Raw genomic sequence first — 20,266 nt, forward strand, 5'->3', positions numbered from 1 at the left:
GCTGATACCAAATAACAGGAGAGATATTATGTGGACTAAACCAGAATATTCAGACATGCGTTTCGGTTTCGAAGTAACAATGTACATCTGCAACCGTTAATACGCAGTAGCTAAAATAGAAAAGCCTCAATCTTCGGATTGGGGCTTTTTTTTTGCTGCAGGAAACCTCGCCTCACCACATTGGTCAGATTGCCAAATTCATTTCACAACGGATCACCATGAGCAAAATCGCCATCATTGGCAGCGGACTAGCCGGCCTGTCCTTGGCCCACCAGCTGCAGCCATTTGCCGAGATCCAACTATTCGATAAAGCTCAACGTGCCGGAGGTAGATTGGCCTCCCGTTCTGTTGGTCAATTTCATTTCGATCATGGCGCTCAATTTTTCACGGTTAAAACCCAGCGGTTTGCCGAGTTTATTCAACCGTTGATTGAACAAAAAATAATCCGGCGCTGGGATGCAGAATTTGTCGAATTCTCCAATAACAAACAGATTACCCGCCGCCAATGGAATGCTGACTATCCACATTATGTGGGCAGCCCGGATATGCAGGCTATTGGACAGGCTCTTGCCGCTCCCTTAAATATTCAGTTTGACTGCAAGGTTACGCATCTTGAGCAACACCTGGGAATGTGGCAACTGTTCAGTGATCATAACCGGGTTGCAGATAACTTCGATTGGGTGATCTGCTGTCTGCCAGCTAAACAGACTTCAGCGCTGTTACCTGATAACTTTCAAAATATTAATGCCATTCAGCAAACACAGATGCTGGCTTGTTACGCGCTGATGCTGGGGTTTGATGATCCGCCAGAACTGGATTGGCAAGCCGCCCTGGTCAGTGATGCCATCATTAGCTGGATGTCGGTCAATAGCAGCAAGCCATCTCGTCCTGATGGGTTTTCCATGGTGATTCAGGCAAATAATATTTGGGCCGAAAAACATCTGCACCACGCAGATCAAACCATTCAGCAATTGATGCTCGCAGAGGTGCAGCGAGTCAGTGGTATCAATGTTGCCGAAGTCAGCCATGTGGATTTCAAGCGCTGGGTCTACGCTAACCTTCCAGCCCAAACGGGTCAATCTGCCTACCTTGATACCCAACTAAAATTAGCGGCTTGTGGTGATTGGTGCATTCAGGGGCGTGTTGAGGCGGCTTTCAGCAGTGCCGATGCCCTGGCACAGCAACTTATCCCACAATTAAGCTAATGACGATGCTGTTCCACAAAGCTGACGATAGGTGCCAGTAACGCTCCATCGCCACGCAAAGGTTTAGCCAGTTTGGCCACCATGGCTACATGTCCGTAATTGCTGAGTTCTATCAACTCGACGTCATTACCATATTGTTTAAGCTTTTCCGCAAACCGATAACTGTTGCGTGGCAGCACTGTGCGATCGTTATTGCCCACCAGCAGTAAGGTCGGTGGATGATCTTCGCCGACAAAATTCACCGGCTGACTTTGCCATTGACTGGCATCATCACCAAAAATCTGTTTTAGCGTCGGACTTGTTAACGGCAGGAAATCATAAGGCCCGGCTAAGCCGATCATGCCTCTTAATTGTTCAGTCTCTAAACCAGCTTGCTGAAGATAATGCGGATTGACCGACAACATTGCAGCAATATGTGCTCCGGCAGAATGACCAGCAATAAACAGTTGCTCTGGATCACCCCCAAACTCAGTAATGTGCTTTCGGGTCCAGGCCACTGCCTGAGCAGCATCTTCGATAAATTCAGGAAACACTGCCTCAGGAAAGACCCGATAATCAGGAATAACCACAATCATGCCCTGTGATGTCAGCGCTTCCGCCACAAATTTATAATCGGCTTTTTCGCCTGCTTCCCAGCCTCCACCATAAAAGAAAATCACCGTTGCAGGTTTTTGACTATCTACAGAATGAGCTGGTTGATAAACATCCAGTTTAAGACGATCGTACTCTCCATAGACTAAATCTGATCGATGCTGATAAGCGGATTCAGGCACCATGGCATTAAGTAATGTCACCGGTGAACAAGCCGTTAGCGTTAATGCCGATAAACTGCCAAACAAAGTTTTAATAAATTGGCGAATCACACTGTGCCTCGAGTGTTAATGGACTATGCAGACACACTCCGCCACTAAGGGGTTCCAATATCAATGTGAACGTGAAGCAGACCGAAGTTTATTACAGACTTTCTCGGCATCTTTTAAATTTCGTTTTGCTTTCTTAACTCGCTTATCTTCGATCATCGCGATCATACCAACTACCCCGACAATACTGGCAATCGCCCCAGCAATACCACCGGACAGCCAGGCAATTAGCATCGCCAGAATAATTAAGCCAAACACTTGGACCACGGTAAATTGCGAAGCCAGTTTTTCTTTTTGACAGGTTGCGAGCTTTTTTTCCCATAACTGAGTCAGCTCAGCCAGTTCTTCGTCGGTTAACACATGAAAGTTAACGTAATACTCAAGGCCTATAATTTCATCATTATCATTTCGAGAACTCATATCAATGGTTTCGGCCATCAACTTCAGCGCACTATACGTATCTTCATCCTTTTCCATACACGCTCCGTCAACTTTGTTGATTCACTATCGCTCAAGCTGTTATGCGGACTCCAGAGCGATTTTTCCCAAAATTTATTTTCACGAGCTTTTCACCCAATTGAGAACAGACTTAGTATGGGAATATTTCCTGGGGCAGGTTTGACCTATGAGAAAAAAGCTTTTTAAAACATTGGGGTATATTTTGTCAGCGCTGACTTTAATATTCACCGGCTTCACTGCCAGTTATGGCTTCCAGCCTACCATGGCCTATGTAGAAAATCTGCAGATCGATCTGATCTTTGATGATGCTGGCAGTTTTAACAATGATCGCGCCGCAGTAATGATTGCCCATCAGGGGCGAGCACAGTTCGCCATTATCAATCCTGATGGTGACATTTTATTCACAGCTGATGAAATCAATGATTTGGACAGCGGTGTGACGGCTTATCGGAAAGGTAATTTATGGGGTGTCGTTGACCGCGATGGCAACATAATTCTTCAACCAACCTATCCCCGAATTCAATCCTTTAAACAAGGATTTGCGGCGTTTATTCAAGATGGGAAATGGGGATTCCTCAATAGCTCGGGTGAAGAAATGGTCCCCGCTCAATATGACAAGGTTGGCATCTATTCCGAAGGTTTCGCTGGGTTTCAGAAAAATGGTAAGTGGGGTTATCTCAATACCGAAGGCGAAGAAATTATCAAAGAGCAATTTGATGAAACGCATATTTTCAGTGAACAACGTGCGGCAGTGAGAGTTGATCATAACTGGGGCTATATTGATGCCGAAGGTCATTTACTGATTGAACCACAGTTCGAGCAGGTAAGAGTGTTTCGCGAGGGTTTTGCCGCTGTTTTGCTTGATGGGAAATGGGGTTATATCACCCAGCAAGGTGACTGGTTGATACAACCGCAATTTGAAGAAGCCAAAGCCTTTGATGAAGGTTTTGCCGTTATTAAACAACAAGGATTGTATGGTTTTATAAATTCCACAGGAGAAATGCTGGTTCAACCCTATTTTGATGATGCCTGGAATTTCAGTGAAGGCCTTGCGCGAGTGGAAAAAGATGCCATGGTGGGTTACATCAATACTCAAGGTACGATGGAGATTGAACCGCTATTCGCATGGGCCTACTCGTTTTCAGATGGCCTGGCGGTGATAACCCATAACTACCGACAATATGGTTTTATCAATCGTCAGGGTGAAGTGGTTATCGAACCCCAGTTTGAACACGCCCACCCGTTTAAGGAAGGTCTGGCGGCAATAATGATTCGTGATAAATGGGGTTATATTTCCAAAGATTAGCGCCTATTTATCTTTTATAGCTGGCTCTTCAGTCTCATCACTCTCTTCATCCAGCCAGCGATACAAAGTACGGCGACCAATACCCAGTAAAGCAGCCGCTCGACGTTTATTGCCATCGACTTCACGTAATACCATGTTCACATAACGTTTCTGTAATTGGTCTAATGTGGGTAACACCGCTCCAGCCAATAATTCATCATTTTGCTTTTCCGTAGCCGGGCTGGCTAAAACTTCCGATGACGTTTGATTTTCCAGTAACCGCGCCGGTAAATGCTGCGGTTGTACCCAATCTTCGGTACAGAAGGCAAACGCTCTTTCCACTACATTCTGCAATTCTCTGACATTGCCCGGAAACGCATAGTGACGGATGATCTCCAGAGCTTTGTCACTGAAGCCTTTAATATTTCGACCTTGGGCTACTACTAATTGCTGTAAAAACTGTTGGGCCAGAATTTCTCTGTCTTCTTCACGATCCCGCAGAGGTGGTACTGATAATGCAAAGGTTTCCAGACGATAAAACAAATCCTCCCGGAAACTGCCATCGACCACCTTCTGCTTTAAATCCCGATGGGTAGCGGCAATAATTCGTACATCGACTTTTTCCTCGGTATCCTGACCGACCGGGCGGATCGAACCATCTTGTAACGCTCGCAGCAATTTTGCTTGCAGCGCCATTGGCATTTCACCAATTTCATCCAATAGCAGACTGCCGCCATTGGCTTCTTGCAACAAGCCTTTACGAGCTTTTTTAGCCCCCGTAAATGAACCGGCAGCATGACCGAAAAACTCGCTTTCCAGTAACTCTTGAGGAATACCGGCACAGTTGACTGCCAAAAACGGTCCATCGGCTCGATCACTTTCTGCATGCAATGCTTTGGCAACCAATTCCTTACCAGTTCCACTTTCACCATTAATCAGCACTGGACCTTGAGCACGGCCAATCACCTTGATTTGCTGAAACAGATTACGCATCGCTTCACTGCGACCAAACATCTGATGAAAAGCTGGTTGACGATTGAGTTTGCGGAACTGAAATAACTCATCATGCAGTTTACGTGTTGCAACCACGCGCTCTACCGCCAGCAGGAAATGCTCCAAATCAAGAGGTTTGGTAAGAAAGTCATCAGCACCCGCCTGTAATGCCTGTACCGCCTGACGCACACTGCCAAAAGCCGTTATGACAATCAGCCCTGGTCGTTGTTCTTCCGGCCAATGCGTAACGACCTGCTCAACTATTTGCATGCCATTGCCATCAGGTAACCGCAAGTCACTGACAATCAGCGCAGGTTGATTGATTTTCAGCCACTCCAATGCCGATTGAATCTGATGATGAACTACCATACTCCAGCCCTCGGCTTCCAATTCATCGCTGATTAATCTTGCCAGTGCCTGATCATCTTCAATTAATAAGATCGGTAAATTTTTGTTCTGCTTGTTTTTCATACTGCTGTTCCAGAATCGTTGCTCGACACTATCGGTAAAGTCAGACTGAATCTGGCACCGCCTAACGGGCTGTTGCTCAATGTCACTTCTCCCTGATGCTCCCGCATAACTCTTTGTACGATTGCCAGCCCCAGACCGCTCCCTTCACCCGGTGCCTTGGTGGTGACAAAGGCTCAAATACCTGGCTTTGTTGATCGGCGGTAATACCCGGGCCAGCATCATCAATATGAATATGTAATTGCTCGTCCACTTGCCAGGAAAGCTCAACCGGCCCAGTTGGACAAGCCTGACAGGCATTGCGTAATAAATTTATTAAGGCCTGCTCCAGACTTAACGAATCGCCGTTAATTTTTGCCGGCGGTCCTTGGATAAGACTGACTCGATAACCTTGATCCGCTAACAGAGATTCCGATCTTTCAATCAATGAAGCCACATCAAGATCACGTAGTTGTGCCCGTGAGGAACGACCAAAACTAAGCAGTTGCTGAATAATGGAAGTCATTCTGGCCGCTTGCTGGCGAATTTCATTTAACTCTGCAATATCTTTTTCATTGCCCATACGGCGTAATAAACGATTGGCCCGTCCATCAACTACGGTCAGCGGCGCACCGAGTTCATGTGCCACACCAGCGGACAATTGTCCGAGCGCTGCCATGGTTTCAGTCTGGCGTAACCTTTCGGCCATCTGTTCTCGTGCCATGCGCTGTTGAGCTTCGCTGATTTCAACCTGTTCGATCGCATCAAGCATGCCATTGAGTCCTTTAGCCAGTTGACTGATTTCGATTGGCCCTCGCTCAGCGGCACGATGATGCCTATCACCATGGCTGACCCGGCGCATACTTTCGACCAATCGCTGCAATGGCGCTTCAATCGCCCGCTGATGCGAATAACTGATGACCCCTAAAATAATTAAAGACACCAAACCAAAGCCACCCCAGGCCCAGTACTTCAGTTCGGTTAATTCACGATCTATATCGCTGCGACGTCTAGTAACCTGCAGTAAACCGTTTGGCTGACCGGTCGCATCAAATAACGGCATAAAAAACGAATACACATCTCGACCACGAATGCGTTCATATTGAGAAAATTCACCCTGCATGATCTGCTGTAAGGCATCGGTTGCTTGTTCTTGAGTAGGATTTACCACACCAAAGCTGCTTAAGCGCTTGCCGTTGGAATCAAATAAATAGGCGCCATAGACTTCGGTAATTCCAAACACCGACGCCATGCTGTTTTGTAATTGATCCAGATCTTGCCTTTCCAGCGCCTGCGATACCGGCAGATGGATGGTTCTGGCGACCTGCTGCAAATCGCGTTGCATACGCTCTTCGATAAACTGACCCACCATCGATAAACCAATCACCAGGATCACAGCCAATACCAGTAACACCGGTAAAGCGACCTGCATAATCAACACCAGACGTAAATTGCTGAAAATTGAAGGAAATCGCATTTTGAAGCCTCTTAAAGATACCGGGTTTTATGGCACATGAGCCAAAATGACACACCTAATGGTACTGGTCAAGTGAGACAATTTTTCCTGAATAAATCACCATCAAATATATATCTTTTAAATTCAGCAACTTATAAGGTGTTACTGAGATTGGCACAGAACTCGCAACAAAGACCGTGTGTTTCATAACCAATAAAGGAAAACACCATGAAAAAAACAGCTACGTTAGTTTCAATCTTAATGGCATTAGGTCTAAGCACTTCTGCGATGGCAGAACAGGGTTACGGCTCACCGGAGCAGGCTACACCCCAAGCACCCATGCCTGAAACTGCTCCAGCTGCCGATTTCAGTGAAGCTGATCTACAGAAGTTTGCTGATGTTCAGGATGACCTTGAAGGCATTCGCAGCGAATATTCAGGCCGCCTGGAAAGCACAGAAGATCCAGATCAAGCTGCACAACTACAACAAGAAGCGAGCCAGAAAATGGTTCAGACTGTTCAAGACAAAGGTTTAGATGTTGAAACCTACAGTAATATTGCTTTAGCTATCCAAAGCGATCCAGAATTGCGCGATAAAGTGCAATCTATGCTGAACTAAGTTCGTTTCAGCTTCGTTTGTAGTAAAAAAGCGGGGTTCTCCCGGCTTTTTTATGTCTGTCAGCTGTGATCTGACCTTGTTTTGTATCGATGCGCTAAAAGATATAACGCAGGCAAGACGATTAATGTCAGTAAGGTAGAGGACAAAATACCACCTACCACCACAGTTGCTAACGGTCGTTGCACTTCTGCACCGGTGCCAGTATTGAGTGCCATCGGTAAAAAACCCAAACCCGCTACTAAAGCAGTCATCAACACCGGCCGAAGCCGTTGCATGGCCCCCTGGAAAACCGCTTCCAGTAAAATCAACCCCTGATCACGTAACTGGCGGATAAATGTCAACATCACAACACCATTCAATACCGCGATACCGGAAAGCGCAATAAATCCGACTGCTGCAGAAATGGATAACGGCATATCCCGCATCATTAAGGCAATCAAGCCGCCGGTTAATGCCATTGGTACACCGGTAAATATCAATAACGCATCACGCAGTGAATTAAAGACACTGAACAATAACAGCAAAATCAGCAATAACGTCACAGGCACCACAATCATCAAGCGCTTGCTAGCTGACTGCAATTGTTCGAAAGTACCGCCGTATTCCAGCCAATAGCCTGCAGGCAGATCCAGTTGTTGTGCGTTCTGCTGCACCTCGGCGATAAAGGACCCCAGATCTCTATCGACCACATTGGCACTGACAATCACATGGCGTTTACCACTTTCACGGTTTATCTGATTTGGACCACTGATTTCATAAATATCGGCAATCTCCCCTAACGGTACATAGGACAAATCCGCATCATCACTATTAGGTAGCCATATGGGCAACTTCGCCAGCCGATCCGGGTTCTCGCGTATTTCATCAGCAAGCCTCACCACAATACGAAAGCGTTTGTCGCCTTCATAAATCAATCCGGCGGGTGTGCCACCAATCGCGGTTTGGATGCTTTGTTGTAGACTGGCGATATCCAGCCCCAACAAGGCCAGATGATCTCGTTGCGGTTCAATCGACAACATTGGTAAGCCGGTAAGCTGTTCCATCCTGACATCCGTCGCCCCAGCAACTTCTGCCAACATTTGCTCAGCCTGCCCGCCTAGCTGATAAAGCATATCCAAATCATCACCATAAATTCGTAACGCCACATCAGCACGTACTCCGGCAATCAGTTCATTGAAGCGCATTTCAATTGGCTGGGTGAATTCATAGAGATTTCCCGGCACGTTTTCTACCGCTTCACGCAATTGATTAAGGAATTCAGCTTTGCTAAGACTAGGATCCGGCCATTGTTCAACGGGTTTAAGAATAACAAATGTGTCGGCTACACTCGGCGGCATCGGATCGGTGGCAATTTCCGGTGTGCCGATTTTTGAATAAACATGTTTCACCTGAGGAAATTCAGCGATCACCGATTCCAACTGATTTTGCATGGCAACCGACTGCTCCAGGCCTGTTCCAGTAACACGTAGAGCATGCAAAGCAATATCACCTTCATCAAGCTGTGGCAGAAATTCACTCCCCAGCTTTGAACCATAATGAACGGTGACACTGACAAACAACGTAGCAGCTAATACGATAAGCAACGGCAAGCGTAATGACAGTTTTAAAACTGGCTGATATATCCACCGAGCAAACCGCATCAATGGGTTTTCTTTTTCAGCAACTTTACCAGTGACCAAAATCGCAATGGCTGCCGGAACAAAGGTGACTGCAAACACTAAAGCGCCGATTAACGCAGCGACCACAGTAAAAGCCATCGGATGGAACATTTTGCCCTCGACACCGCTGAGCGCAAAAATGGGCAAATACACCAGCATGATAATAAACATGCCAAATACCGCCGGGTTAAACACTTCACGGGTACTATCAATTACCTCCGCAAGGCGTTCCTGCAAAGTTAATAAACGCCCCAGCCGTTGTTGTGCCAAGCCCAAACGACGTAAGGCATTTTCCACCACGATCACCGCCCCATCGACTATCAAGCCAAAATCGATGGCCCCAAGACTCATCAAATTGCCGGAAACCCGATTGCTGACCATGCCGGTAACCGCAAACAACATACTTAATGGAATGACCAGTGCTGTTATCAAAGCTGCCCGAATATTTCCCAGCAATAAAAACAGCACCACAATCACCAGCAAAGCGCCTTCAAACAGGTTCTTTTGCACGGTTTGAAGTGTTCTATCCACCAGCGTAGTGCGGTCATAAACGGCTTCAGCCACAATGCCTGCCGGCAAGCTTTGATTCACCTGTTCCAGTCGTTCAGCCACTGCTCTGGCAACCACACGACTATTTTCGCCAATCAACATAAATGCTGTGCCTAGCACTGTTTCCTGCCCATCACGTGTCGCTGCACCAGTCCGTAGCTGTTTGCCATAAAATACTTCGGCAACATCTGAAACCCGCACTGGCGTGTCATCACGTTTGGTAATAACTACGTTAGCGATATCTTCAAGTGAGGTTAATTGCCCCGGAGAACGCACCAGCCATTGTTCACCGTTACGTTCAATATAACCTGCACCAACATTTTGATTGTTGCGGGATAAGGCTTCGTTCAGCTCTGCCAGACTGATCTTGTAGGCCAGTAATTTGGCCGGATCCGGAGCCACCTGATATTCACGTTCAAAACCACCGATACTGTTTATTTCAGTAACACCAGGCACTTTCACCAGCTGAGGCCGAATGATCCAGTCCTGAATAGTTCGTAAATCCTCAGCCGTGTAGGGTGTTCCATCGGCTTTCACAGACCCGGTTTCTGCCCGCACACTATAGGTAAACACCTCGCCAAGACCGGTCGCGATCGCCCCATCTGCGGCTCTATTCCATCAGGTAATGTATTGCCAATACTCTGCAAGCGCTCGCTGATGAGCTGCCGGGCAAAATAAATATCCGTGCCTTCGGCAAACACAACAGTGACTTGAGATAAACCATAGCGGGATAACGAGCGGGTGTAATCCAGATTAGGTAACCCTGCCATCGCATTTTCAACGGTATAAGTTATTCGCTGTTCAACTTCCAATGGTGAATAACCAGCTGCTTCAGAATTAATCTGTACCTGGACATTGGTAATATCCGGCACAGCATCAATGTTTAGTCGAAATACATTGTAAGTACCCACTCCGGCAATAAGTATGGTCAAGAAAAGCACCAGCCATCTGCGCTCGACAGAAAAGCGTACAATTAAATTAATCATTTTCTGCTCCAAAGGGCCTGTTTATCTTTCATAGCCGCCTCTGTTGTGAATTGAAAAAATGCCAATCAAGGCGCGAGGAATGTCGTTTGGTTATTCCAAATAAATGACGAGCAACGCAGAGTGGTGTTTTTTCAATCACAACCCGAAGGGCTGGGGCTATTTTTCCGCCCCCCTGCGTTGAAAATTACTTATGTAGAATGACTACACCACATAATTTCCGCCTTGTTGGTCGAAAAAATAGCCGCCAGCAGTGGTGGCTCTGATAGATAAATAGGCCCTAATGATCATGGGTGGCGCCCGCCTTGAGCACCTCCGCTTTGAGCAGAAAACTATTTGTTGTCACATATTCACTGCCGGGTTTTAAGCCTGAAAGCACCTCGACATAGTCAGCATCCTGTTTACCAAGAGTCAGCATTCTGACTTCAAAGGTATTTCCATAACGGACAAACACCACCGGCATATCACGAAAACTCTGAATGGCACTGCGTTTAACGGCGAGTTTTGCAGGATATTGCTCTACCATCACCTCAGCATTAATATGCATTCCCGGTCGCCAATTGCCCTTGGCATTACCGATTTCAGCGCGCGCACGGGCGATATGGCCAGCAGTCATTTTTGGCGATATATAACTGATGGTCCCTTCGGCTGATTCATGCTGATGTAAATCATTTACCTGAACCGGCAGTCCAACCCTAAGCTGTTCGATATCAGCAGGAAACATCGATAACTCAACCCAAACCCGGGATAAATCACTGATTTGCAGCAAGTTTCCCATATCACTATGGTCACCGGCATTGGCATTACGTTGAGTCACTTCACCGTTTGCCGGGCTAGTAATCGAATAACTTTGCAGGGTGGCCTGGTTACGCACTGTCAATAAAACCTGGCCTTTTTTAACCTTGTCGCCGGTTTTAACTAATACTGACTCAATAATCCCTGGATATGGCGCATTCACGCGGTACTGACGATCTTCGGGCAGCGTGACCACTCCATATAACGCATTGGAAATCGATAAGGTTTGCGGACTGGCATTTTCGGTTTCAATGCCCGACAGCTTTATCAAACGATCACTAATCTCACTGCGACCCTCAAAATTATCGTAATGCCAGTGATAGGACTGTCCCTGATATTCCGCCTCAACCACGACCTCAAACGAATGTGGTTCCTCAACGATAGTATCGCCGACGAGATAATCGGCCTCAGCAGCAAAGTCGATAATATTCTGTTCACCATCCAGGCGAACCAGCGTGACCATCAACTCGACTTGCTCAGGATCAACTGGCTTATTTTGCTCAAATGCATAAACCCGCAGTTCCGGCGGCACACCTTGTTCATAAAATGTGATTTCCAACGAAAACTCACCACTTTCCAATAAACGGCCACCATGCGGTCCTTCCACAGGTTCTTCATGATCATGTGAATCGGCGTGATCGTGGGCCGGTGCAGCTATTGCCATCGACAATGGCAGCAATAGCAGACTAAATAATAATGTTATGAATTTCATGGGCTATTCCTGATAACTGGCTGTAAATATTGAACGGCTAAGCGGTATGCCGGTTAAGCGTTCCAGCTCGAGTAACTGTAAATGCACCGCGGTTTGGGCTTCGATTAAGTCACGTTCAACGCTGAAGGATTCGATTTGTGCATCCACCCACTGCAGTACGTTGTATTGCCCTGATTGGTAACCTGCTTCAGTTTGTTTAAGCAGCTCACGGGTAAGAGGAATAAGCGTTTGTTGCAGCCTTTCCACCTGTTGCTGGTTATTACGCATGGCCTGATATATTTCCAGCAATGCCATGCGTAATTCGGTTTGCGTCAGCTGTTGCTGCAAAACGCCGGCTTCATATTCCGCATGAGCGGCAGCGATATTGCCTTGATTACGATCCCGGAATTGCAGAGGCATGGAGAAGCTGAAAACCAAAGCATTGTCATTGGCAGCCTCTAAACGTCTTATTCCAGCACCCAGAGTAATGTCTGTTCTGGATTGTGCTTCACTGAGACGTAACTGCGCTTCACGTAAGCGAATCAAGGCATGACTTTGTAAAAACGCCGGTGATTGACTGATGGCTTGTTCCAGAGTGTCGCGCTGCGGCAATGTTGGCAGTTGCTGTAATTGTCCTTGAAGGCGCGAAAAATCAACCTCCTCGCCCCAGCTAGCTGCCAATTGCTGATAGGCCATCTGCCGTTCGCCAATCAGCTGTTGTGCTCTGGATTCTGATCGCTCCAGCAATAGCTGCATTCGTAATACATCGGCTTGACCGACAGCACCGGCATCGGCACGCTGCTTAATGATCTGCAAAGCCTGTTGTTCAATCTGCAGTCGGCGTTGATTCCAGCTCAATAAGGCATCAATACGCAGCCCTTGCAGGTAACGCATCGTGACATCCGATAAGGTATCAAGACGTTGGCGCTCAAACTCGTACTGCAACTGGCTGGAGCTTGCATCGACCAAATCAATACGTTTCTGGCGTTTATCGCCCATTTCAATAAGCTGACTTAACGATAGCGTTAACTCTGCACCGGAAAGACCACGGCTCTGCCCCGTACCCAATACATTTTCCAAATCGGCCTGCAGTTGTGGATTAGGCGGCAAGCGGCTTGCAGTTTCTGTGCTTCAAGTGCCCGTTGCTGATAGGGAAACTGTTGCAGTTGCGGGCTTTGCAGTAACGTGCGTTCGATCGCCGTTGCAAGATTAAGACTCGGCTGGTTTTCTGCCCCTGCAGGCATAGCCCACAGTGTCAAAGCTAACAGTAACGGACAGATCGATAGCCTGTTAGCGAAAAAATTCGTTTGATAATTCATGATGAACTCCATAGCACCACCAGCTGAAAAGCCGGCAGCAAAACATTAAGTTGTTTAAAGCGTTATGGAATTAAGCGTTGGGGGGTGGTAATAGCGGCGAATAATACAAGGTAACCAGCTGACTGCTACTGGTTCGGCTGACAGCGTCCGCAGTCAGAGTATGAAGAATCATAGTGAAACTGACTAAATCAGCAATCAGATGCAGGTGCAACTGATGATCATGATCGATGTTGTCGTGATGTTGTCCGTGATCTGCATGACTATGCACGATACTCAAATGGGCTGAATAATGATCGTCCGGCAAATGAGCCACTGACGCAGTCACACCGCTGACCATCAATAAATTGATGATAACAAATACAGCAGTTAGCATACGCAGTCGTAAAGTCATGGATAAATCTTAGCTTAAACACATGATAAAAGTCAGCCTTTTAACAGCACGGCATTATCGGGTACATCCTGTTTAAGCTTGTCACAGTCACCTTGAGCCGGCTGTTGTTCCGGAGTACGGTTTTTATACCAGATACGACAGAATCCCGGTGAAGGAATATATTCGGCTGGTACTGCACTGGATGAGCCGGAATACCGGTCACTATTGACCACACTATAGGCAGCACAGCTAGTTAATACAGCGAATATCGGCAAAGCCAGCAGTCGGTGAAAACGTGATGTCGATATTCTCATCTGTTTTTCCTCACAAAGAAATTACCTTACTGATAATCTCAAAAACCATTAACTACGAGCCAGTTTGGCTGCTTTTGCTGCAGCTTTATCCACACTGGTAAAGGCAATCAGATTAGCAAAGAATCCAATCACTAATGCATCAATTTGCCAGGGTTGTTGCAAAATCACATTCCAGACGATGGCAGAACCGATTCCGGCAACGGCTCCTGCAATAAACCGTTTACGGCTCACATAACAGCCGAGAATTGCCATTGTTAACGGCACCAAAACCGTCGGAGCCCAGAAGTTATACGCGTAAATCAAAATATCAATCACGCTATCAATCGACAAAGCGAAGACCATCGACGCAATACCCACCAGCAATGTGACCACTCGCGCCAGCAATAATTCTGCTTTTGCAGTTAATGGATTTTTTCGTAATGGTCTGACGATGTCGTTACTGAAGGCAATGGAAGCGGAATTTAAAAACGAGTCTGCCGAAGACATGATGATCGACACGATCGCCGCCGCCACAATACCCTGCAGTATTGGAGGCACTGCCTGCTGAATAACATAAGGCATCGCCAAGTTGGCGTCTAAAGCTGGCTGCATGACCAGAGCCACCAAGCCAATTAAACCAGTGACGGCAAAAAACGGAATTGAAAATAAGCCGCTTAATAAAGATCCACGGATAACATCTTTACTGCTTTTACCAATTAATAAACGTTGTAGATAGGGGGGCACCAATGTCTCGCCCAACATAAATGTCATAAACAAAGACAATAGGGCAATGATGGCTAATGGCTCCGTTGGTAAAGATAGATGAGCTTCCGGTAAATTTGTTTGCATGGCCTGCCAGCCACCGACATGCTGCAAACCAAAGTACAGTGTCATCGGAATACCGATGGCGAGCACAATAAACTGGATAATATCGGTCCAGACAACCGAGCGCATACCGCCGACTGTTGCATAAGCAATAACAATACCGCACCCAATCAGTACACCCCAAACTCGATCGACATCGAGAAACAGGTTAAATACATAACCCATTGCGCCAATTTGGGCACCGAGAATCCCAGCACATAAGGCCAAAGAAAATACACCACTGAATAGTCGCGCTTCTTTGCCGTAATGCTCATCCATGATATCGCCTACGGATATAGCATTGGGATAACGCATCATTTGCGGTGCTATATAGCGGGCGACCAGAATTTCTTTTATGCTGAAGCCCCACAAAGCCACAATATTACTGATACCGACCAGAAATACTTTTTCGGCATTACCCATCGAAAACCCGCCGCCGATAAACGAAGCGGATAAGGTTGCAAAAATCACCAGCGTGCCAAAGGATTTTCCTGCCAAGGCATAATCGTGCATGGTTTTGATGCCCCGCCCAGCCCATAATCCAATCAGTAACACAAAGATCAGGTAGACGATTACAACCAAGGATTCCATATTTAGTTTGTCCGAGTAATTAGGGGCTAGTCGAAGCTTACGTGTTTTTCAGACATTAAAAAACCACCCGAGCACATAGACTGGGGTGGTTTGAGATAATTCTTCTGTAAAAAGTGTTTGTTAGGTCATTAGACTTTTACGTTAATAACATTACCCAAATTACCTTGGGGCATTGGAACCGCATCCAATAACTTCATTACTGCCTGACCTTGGGCAGCAATCTGATCATTAGTTAATTTCAGCGTTGCGACCATTTGTTGTTGGGCAGAGTTCTGTACTGACAACTGGGTTGCCATTGCAGCAACGTTTGTTGTTTCCATAATCGACTCCCTAATACTAATTAAAGCTGTTATCGGCAGCTTATTTCAAAACTTTATCGGCAACTTGTTCGACAACAAATCCCAATATCTGCCGTATTTCATTTCGAGGTTGTTCTTCCATCTCGGCAATTTCAGCAGCCGAATGGCCCGCCGACCAATGCTGACGAACAATACGCATCTGTTCTGCGGTTAATGAGCTAAGCACTTCTGCTGTCATTTGATCTTCAATAAAATCCGGATCAATTTCACTTAATTCATTTTCATCTGAGACCGGGACTCTTTCTTGCTGTCCCCACCGTTCAAGCAACAGACCTGCTTTAGCGATTCTTTCCTTGCGCTGATTTTGCAAAGTCTCAATCCGCGTTTTACCTGCGGTTCGATTCAGTTTTTTTCCCACGGTACACCTGCCTACCTTCAATTAACTGAATGCTAACAACCGAATTTCAGCTTAATTTGTCGAGCATTTCAGCATTATTTTTCTTCAAAAAAACGTTTTAAAACGCTTTTTGCAGCATTACGTGTATCGTCATTGTAACCAACAACTAACCCTGCAAGTAAAGTCGCCATTACTGATTTTCCAGGATGCTGATGAATCATTTTTGTAATTGCTGGTGTGATCACCAACTGAAGAACATTCTCCAAATCGTCAACATCCGGCGATCTGGAGCGCTCCAATCCCGGTGCGGCTACTTTTGTGCGATATACAGCAAATCTGGCGATTAGCATCACCAAAATGGCTGCCAAGGCGTACCCCCCTGCCGTAATGACAGCGGCAATATTGGGGGGATAATGAACTAGCAAGGCGAGATAAATAGCAAAACCAGCGAAACCGAGTGCAAATATGCCTAACAGTGTTGCTACCGTTAATGCCACGGTATTAATTTGTACTCTTGAACGCCAGCCCATGTTTATCTCCTGCTACTTAATTCCATCTTACCCCGCAAAGGGCCTTTTAACGATCTAGAATTTTACCAATCACCAGGCCGATACCGAAAGCAACCGCCATGCTGCTATAAGGATGACTTTCGACTTCACCTTGAACTTTAGTAAATGATTCTTTTACTTGATCCTGAGCATGACCTGCTGCAACTTTGACACGATCCTGGCTTTCTTTGGCATAGGCTGCCGTCATGTCTTTTAGTGTTTTAGTAACTTCCGCAAAGTCCTTACGCAAAGTATCTAATTGTTCTTGAAGTTCTTGATTTGTTTGAGCCGTAGCCATTTAAATATCTCCTTGAAAATTTAGAACAAAATTATCTGCCATTTTTGGCAGCTTAAAATGTGACAATAGGATTAAGCTGATTACTTCAATCGTTTAATTTGTGGCATCTTCAATTGCATCGCCAGCATCTTCAACTGTTTCATCAATTGCTTCACCCGCTTCTTCTGCTGGACCTTTATCATCACACGCAGTGATAAATCCAACACTAGAAATAGCGAATGTCATGAGCAAAATCTTACATAAAAACCGGAATGGATTTGAATCAGTTTTGTTTATCATTTTCTATCTTCCTCTTAAATCATTAAGTTTTGATGTCAGAATGCAGAACTGCAATTGATTAATTGAATCTTGCTTAAACATTTATTAATTCACTTTAACAAGTGTACTCCCAAGCTATCTTTTTAATCTAAATTTCGCTTTAACCTGTGTTAAGGAGCTTTTTTTATAATCGTCCTATCGTGTAATTCCCATCAACTTTAACAAGGACATACCATGATTAGTTGGGCGTTAACGTTTTTAATCGTTGCAATTATTGCGGGTGCTTTAGGTTTAACAGGTGTTGCAGGTACAGCTAGCAGCATTGCCTGGATTTTATTTGTTGTGGGTTTAGTACTCGCACTCATATTTTTTATTACCGGCCGCAGACCACCACTATAAAAATAAATCACCTTTAATTAATTAAATTTATAAATCAACAATAACTTAAAAATGCTTAGATCCTAAGATTATTCAGTTATTGATACCAGATGAAAATGAAATAACCTTCACCCCAACCATTTATATTATTTTGACGGATTCCGTTCAAAATAATTTAAATGGTTACCTTTGACACTGTCCGATTCTCGGATGGTGTCTTTTTTTTGGGTGGCTATATATATTAGATTGACTTCGGATTTTTCCGGGGTATATTTCATCACCATCATAATTTCTTTGTGGATATTAAAGGACGCTTATGAGTTCAACTTTGCCTGACAGTTGTATTGTTCATCAATTTTCAAAATTTGCTGATCTTAATGAACATGAAATCAACCTATTGAAGGCATTGGAAAAAGATCCTCGTAGTTATGAGGCCGATCAACCCATGGCAATTGAAGGTGGAAAGGCTGAACGGTTTTTCACACTTCAGTCAGGTTGGGCTTGCGCGACCCGAACCCTTGCAGATGGCCAGCGCCAGGTGTTGGATATTTTTCTGCCAGGGCAAATCCTTGGTCTACGAGAAATCAGTTTTGATCGAAACCTTTCCGAGTTTCGAACTTTGACGGAAGTGAAAGCCTGCCCGTTTCCACGACAGCGCTTGACGGAGATCTTTGATCAAGCACCACGCTTGACGGATTTATTCTTTTTAATTCTTGCTCGTGAACAATCAATGCTCATTGAACGAGTCATAAATATAGGCCGTCGTAGTGCGGTAGAGAGACTGGCGCATTTTATTGTGGAAATGAAAGTCAGGCTGAACGTTGATACCGACAAGTTCGTGCTGCCGATGAATCAAACCATCATTGGCGACACCTTAAGTTTATCTTCCGTACATGTCAGCCGAACCTTTAAAGTATTGCGTGACCAAGGCTTGCTTGAGTCTAATAACGGCGATATTCATATTCTTGATCTGGATGGCTTAATTGAAATATCCGGTTTTGATCGCAATTATTTAGACAGCCATTCTAACTGGGCCAGACAAGACTAATTACTATCTGCTGCTTTTTTCTATTCGATTAATATCCTGCATACAATCAATATCTATCAATACACCTGATTGATTAGTGTCGACTTTTTGGATGAATTCAGCATCGCGCTGAAGCAGCTTTTTGGCACCAGAATCACCCTCCTGTGCCAACAACTCATCTTTGTACAGACGATTCAACCCAACAGGATGGCCACGCTGTCCATCAAAATAGGGGGCCGTAATCAGGGCGCCCAATTTCAGATTTTGATATACCTGATTCAGCACTGAAAATGGGATTAATGGCATATCTGCCAACCCAATCATCCAACCACTCGATTCAGAATTGGCCTTGATAGCCGCACTGAGACTATGCCCCATCCCCAGAGCAGCATCGCGGCATTCAATCAGGTTAATATTTTTATGCTGTTTTTCGGCAAAGTCCATAATGGTTTGTCGTAACGGCGGTGTGTCCGTTCTTATAACGACAGATATTTCATCAAATAACAAAAACCATGACTGCAGAGTGTGTTGGATCAGCGGCTGACAGTCACCCTCGATGGTTAACTCATACAACAATTTGTCTGAGCCGAAGCGGGAAGACATGCCAGCGGCTAGAATAATCCCTGCCGGTTCAGACATCGTTGATTTCAACTACAAACTGATTGAATTTCAGCAGTCTCATTTACGGCCTTAACAAGATGAATGCGTCTTAATTCAATAAGCTCAGCCAAGATAGCAATAGCTATTTCCGGTGGTGTGCGACTGCCAATCGGCAAGCCAACAGGGCCATGCAAACGCTCAATTTCGCCTGCAGATAAATCAAACATCGCCAAACGTTTACGGCGATTGGCATTGTTCTTTTTGCTGCCCAAAGCACCAACATAAAAGGCAGCAGATTTCAGTGCTTCCAACAACGCCATATCATCAAGTTTCGGATCGTGCGTCAAAGCTACAATAGCCGTGTGTGCATCAGGCTGCATCGCCAACACAGCATCGTCCGGCATCATATTGAGCAGCTCTACGTTCGGCACATCCCAGCTTTCAATCATCGCATCACGCGGCTCACACACAGAAACTTGATAGTCCAGCGCTTGTGCCATATTCGCCAGATACACAGAAGTCTGTCCTGCACCAATAATCAATAAACGCCATCTCGGGCCATACACAACGGAGAGTTGCTGATCGGTAATTTGCACTGTCGGATCAGTCACTTTGGCATCGCTACACTGGGTTTGTAATGAAGCAAGCTGCAAATCTCGTTTTATCAAGCGATGATTGTTAATAGCATTAAGTATTTCATCTACCCAAACGGTGTTTTTGACCGGTTCGATAATCAATTTCAGTGTTCCACCACACGGCAGGTTGAAGCGTTGTGCTTCTTCGCGGGTCACCCCATAAACCATTAATTTTGCCTGCTGGGTGGGTAATTCTCCTGACTGGGCTTTATCTACCAGATCATCTTCGATACAACCACCAGAAACCGAGCCAACTAACACACCATCTTCTCTGAGCACCAATAGTGCACCCGGTTGACGAGGGCTGGAACCGAAGGTTTTCACCACGGTTACCAGCCACACGTTCAAATCGGTTTCCAACCATTTCTGCAGGTTTTAAAAACCGATAAA

The 20,266-nt window shown here is 45.6% G+C and carries 21 protein-coding genes and 2 pseudogenes; 6 read left to right on the plus strand and 17 right to left on the minus strand.

Annotation, left to right across the window (positions count from 1 at the left end):
* Positions 1 to 28: 28 nt before the first annotated feature.
* Together pqqA and E8Q33_RS12050 are read left to right on the plus strand one after the other, a co-directional pair.
* Entirely contained in the window at positions 29 to 100 is a 72-nt protein-coding gene (gene pqqA / locus E8Q33_RS12045) for a pyrroloquinoline quinone precursor peptide PqqA (protein WP_081443609.1), read from the plus strand.
* 118 nt (positions 101 to 218) lie between these two features.
* Positions 219 to 1,205 (plus strand): NAD(P)/FAD-dependent oxidoreductase, encoded by a 987-nt coding sequence (locus E8Q33_RS12050; RefSeq protein ID WP_136555004.1) that lies wholly within the window; start codon positions 219 to 221, stop codon positions 1,203 to 1,205.
* On the opposite strand, the gene E8Q33_RS12055 is transcribed toward E8Q33_RS12050, so the two are convergent.
* Together E8Q33_RS12055 and E8Q33_RS12060 are read right to left on the minus strand one after the other, a co-directional pair.
* Positions 1,202 to 2,068 carry an alpha/beta hydrolase gene (locus E8Q33_RS12055; protein ID WP_247870087.1) on the minus strand — a complete coding sequence of 289 codons (867 nt, stop codon included), beginning with the start codon at positions 2,066 to 2,068 and terminating at the stop codon, positions 1,202 to 1,204. The genes E8Q33_RS12050 and E8Q33_RS12055 overlap by 4 nt on opposite strands.
* Before the next feature lie 60 nt (positions 2,069 to 2,128).
* Positions 2,129 to 2,542: a hypothetical protein gene (locus E8Q33_RS12060; protein WP_069295811.1), complete on the minus strand. Its 414-nt coding sequence runs from the start codon at positions 2,540 to 2,542 to the stop codon at positions 2,129 to 2,131.
* A gap of 148 nt (positions 2,543 to 2,690) precedes the next feature.
* On the opposite strand from E8Q33_RS12060, the gene E8Q33_RS12065 reads away from it, so the two are divergent.
* Positions 2,691 to 3,830: a WG repeat-containing protein gene (locus E8Q33_RS12065; RefSeq protein WP_136555006.1), complete on the plus strand. Its 1,140-nt coding sequence runs from the start codon at positions 2,691 to 2,693 to the stop codon at positions 3,828 to 3,830.
* A 3-nt stretch (positions 3,831 to 3,833) separates the two neighbouring features.
* Here E8Q33_RS12065 and E8Q33_RS12070 read toward each other — a convergent pair whose 3' ends face one another.
* Both E8Q33_RS12070 and E8Q33_RS16575 read right to left on the minus strand, forming a co-directional pair.
* Positions 3,834 to 5,273: a sigma-54 dependent transcriptional regulator gene (locus E8Q33_RS12070; protein ID WP_136555007.1), complete on the minus strand. Its 1,440-nt coding sequence runs from the start codon at positions 5,271 to 5,273 to the stop codon at positions 3,834 to 3,836.
* A pseudogene (locus tag E8Q33_RS16575) lies at positions 5,270 to 6,726 on the minus strand (sensor histidine kinase). Before E8Q33_RS16575 ends, E8Q33_RS12070 begins: the two are co-directional and overlap by 4 nt.
* Positions 6,727 to 6,933: 207 nt before the next feature.
* Here E8Q33_RS16575 and E8Q33_RS12080 point away from each other — a divergent pair.
* Positions 6,934 to 7,323, plus strand: a complete 390-nt coding sequence (locus E8Q33_RS12080; protein ID WP_069295807.1) for a DUF4168 domain-containing protein — start codon at positions 6,934 to 6,936, stop codon at positions 7,321 to 7,323.
* A gap of 59 nt (positions 7,324 to 7,382) precedes the next feature.
* On the opposite strand, the pseudogene E8Q33_RS12085 reads toward E8Q33_RS12080, so the two are convergent.
* The 11 genes and pseudogenes from E8Q33_RS12085 to E8Q33_RS12135 form a co-directional block, all read right to left on the minus strand.
* Positions 7,383 to 10,516, minus strand: a pseudogene (locus tag E8Q33_RS12085) (efflux RND transporter permease subunit).
* Positions 10,517 to 10,793: 277 nt separating this feature from the next.
* A complete protein-coding gene (locus tag E8Q33_RS12090; protein WP_136555009.1) occupies positions 10,794 to 12,020 on the minus strand; it encodes an efflux RND transporter periplasmic adaptor subunit in 1,227 nt (408 codons plus the stop codon).
* A gap of 3 nt (positions 12,021 to 12,023) precedes the next feature.
* The gene (locus E8Q33_RS12095) at positions 12,024 to 13,109 is read right to left on the minus strand and encodes a TolC family protein (RefSeq protein WP_136555011.1); all 1,086 of its coding nucleotides are present in this window, start codon (positions 13,107 to 13,109) and stop codon (positions 12,024 to 12,026) included.
* A gap of 279 nt (positions 13,110 to 13,388) precedes the next feature.
* Complete coding sequence (locus tag E8Q33_RS12100; protein ID WP_069295803.1) at positions 13,389 to 13,709, minus strand: hypothetical protein; 321 nt, start codon at positions 13,707 to 13,709, stop codon at positions 13,389 to 13,391.
* Positions 13,710 to 13,741: 32 nt separating this feature from the next.
* Positions 13,742 to 14,002, minus strand: coding sequence for a hypothetical protein (locus E8Q33_RS12105; protein ID WP_136555013.1), 261 nt, complete (start codon positions 14,000 to 14,002; stop codon positions 13,742 to 13,744).
* A gap of 48 nt (positions 14,003 to 14,050) precedes the next feature.
* On the minus strand, positions 14,051 to 15,436 hold the full coding sequence (locus tag E8Q33_RS12110; RefSeq protein ID WP_136555015.1) for a sodium:solute symporter: 1,386 nt from the start codon (positions 15,434 to 15,436) through the stop codon (positions 14,051 to 14,053).
* A gap of 128 nt (positions 15,437 to 15,564) precedes the next feature.
* Positions 15,565 to 15,756, minus strand: coding sequence for a hypothetical protein (locus E8Q33_RS12115; RefSeq protein WP_069295800.1), 192 nt, complete (start codon positions 15,754 to 15,756; stop codon positions 15,565 to 15,567).
* A 40-nt stretch (positions 15,757 to 15,796) separates the two neighbouring features.
* Positions 15,797 to 16,153 carry a hypothetical protein gene (locus tag E8Q33_RS12120; RefSeq protein WP_069295799.1) on the minus strand — a complete coding sequence of 119 codons (357 nt, stop codon included), beginning with the start codon at positions 16,151 to 16,153 and terminating at the stop codon, positions 15,797 to 15,799.
* A 74-nt stretch (positions 16,154 to 16,227) separates the two neighbouring features.
* The gene (locus tag E8Q33_RS12125; RefSeq protein WP_069295798.1) at positions 16,228 to 16,662 is read right to left on the minus strand and encodes a phage holin family protein; all 435 of its coding nucleotides are present in this window, start codon (positions 16,660 to 16,662) and stop codon (positions 16,228 to 16,230) included.
* Positions 16,663 to 16,708: 46 nt separating this feature from the next.
* On the minus strand, positions 16,709 to 16,978 hold the full coding sequence (locus E8Q33_RS12130) for a YqjD family protein (protein WP_069295797.1): 270 nt from the start codon (positions 16,976 to 16,978) through the stop codon (positions 16,709 to 16,711).
* A gap of 93 nt (positions 16,979 to 17,071) precedes the next feature.
* Positions 17,072 to 17,257 (minus strand): hypothetical protein, encoded by a 186-nt coding sequence (locus E8Q33_RS12135; RefSeq protein ID WP_136555016.1) that lies wholly within the window; start codon positions 17,255 to 17,257, stop codon positions 17,072 to 17,074.
* 213 nt (positions 17,258 to 17,470) lie between these two features.
* Here E8Q33_RS12135 and E8Q33_RS12140 point away from each other — a divergent pair, with 213 nt between their 5' ends.
* Positions 17,471 to 17,635 (plus strand): DUF1328 domain-containing protein, encoded by a 165-nt coding sequence (locus E8Q33_RS12140; protein ID WP_136555018.1) that lies wholly within the window; start codon positions 17,471 to 17,473, stop codon positions 17,633 to 17,635.
* A gap of 295 nt (positions 17,636 to 17,930) precedes the next feature.
* Complete coding sequence (locus E8Q33_RS12145) at positions 17,931 to 18,662, plus strand: Crp/Fnr family transcriptional regulator (protein ID WP_069296967.1); 732 nt, start codon at positions 17,931 to 17,933, stop codon at positions 18,660 to 18,662.
* A 3-nt stretch (positions 18,663 to 18,665) separates the two neighbouring features.
* On the opposite strand, the gene E8Q33_RS12150 is transcribed toward E8Q33_RS12145, so the two are convergent.
* Together E8Q33_RS12150 and E8Q33_RS12155 are read right to left on the minus strand one after the other, a co-directional pair.
* Positions 18,666 to 19,280: an NTP transferase domain-containing protein gene (locus E8Q33_RS12150; protein WP_136555020.1), complete on the minus strand. Its 615-nt coding sequence runs from the start codon at positions 19,278 to 19,280 to the stop codon at positions 18,666 to 18,668.
* 8 nt (positions 19,281 to 19,288) lie between these two features.
* Complete coding sequence (locus E8Q33_RS12155; RefSeq protein WP_247870088.1) at positions 19,289 to 20,218, minus strand: XdhC family protein; 930 nt, start codon at positions 20,216 to 20,218, stop codon at positions 19,289 to 19,291.
* Positions 20,219 to 20,266 lie beyond the last annotated feature (48 nt).

The sequence above is a fragment of the Methylophaga sp. SB9B genome (genome assembly GCF_004832235.1).
GTDB classification, from domain to species: domain Bacteria; phylum Pseudomonadota; class Gammaproteobacteria; order Nitrosococcales; family Methylophagaceae; genus Methylophaga; species Methylophaga muralis.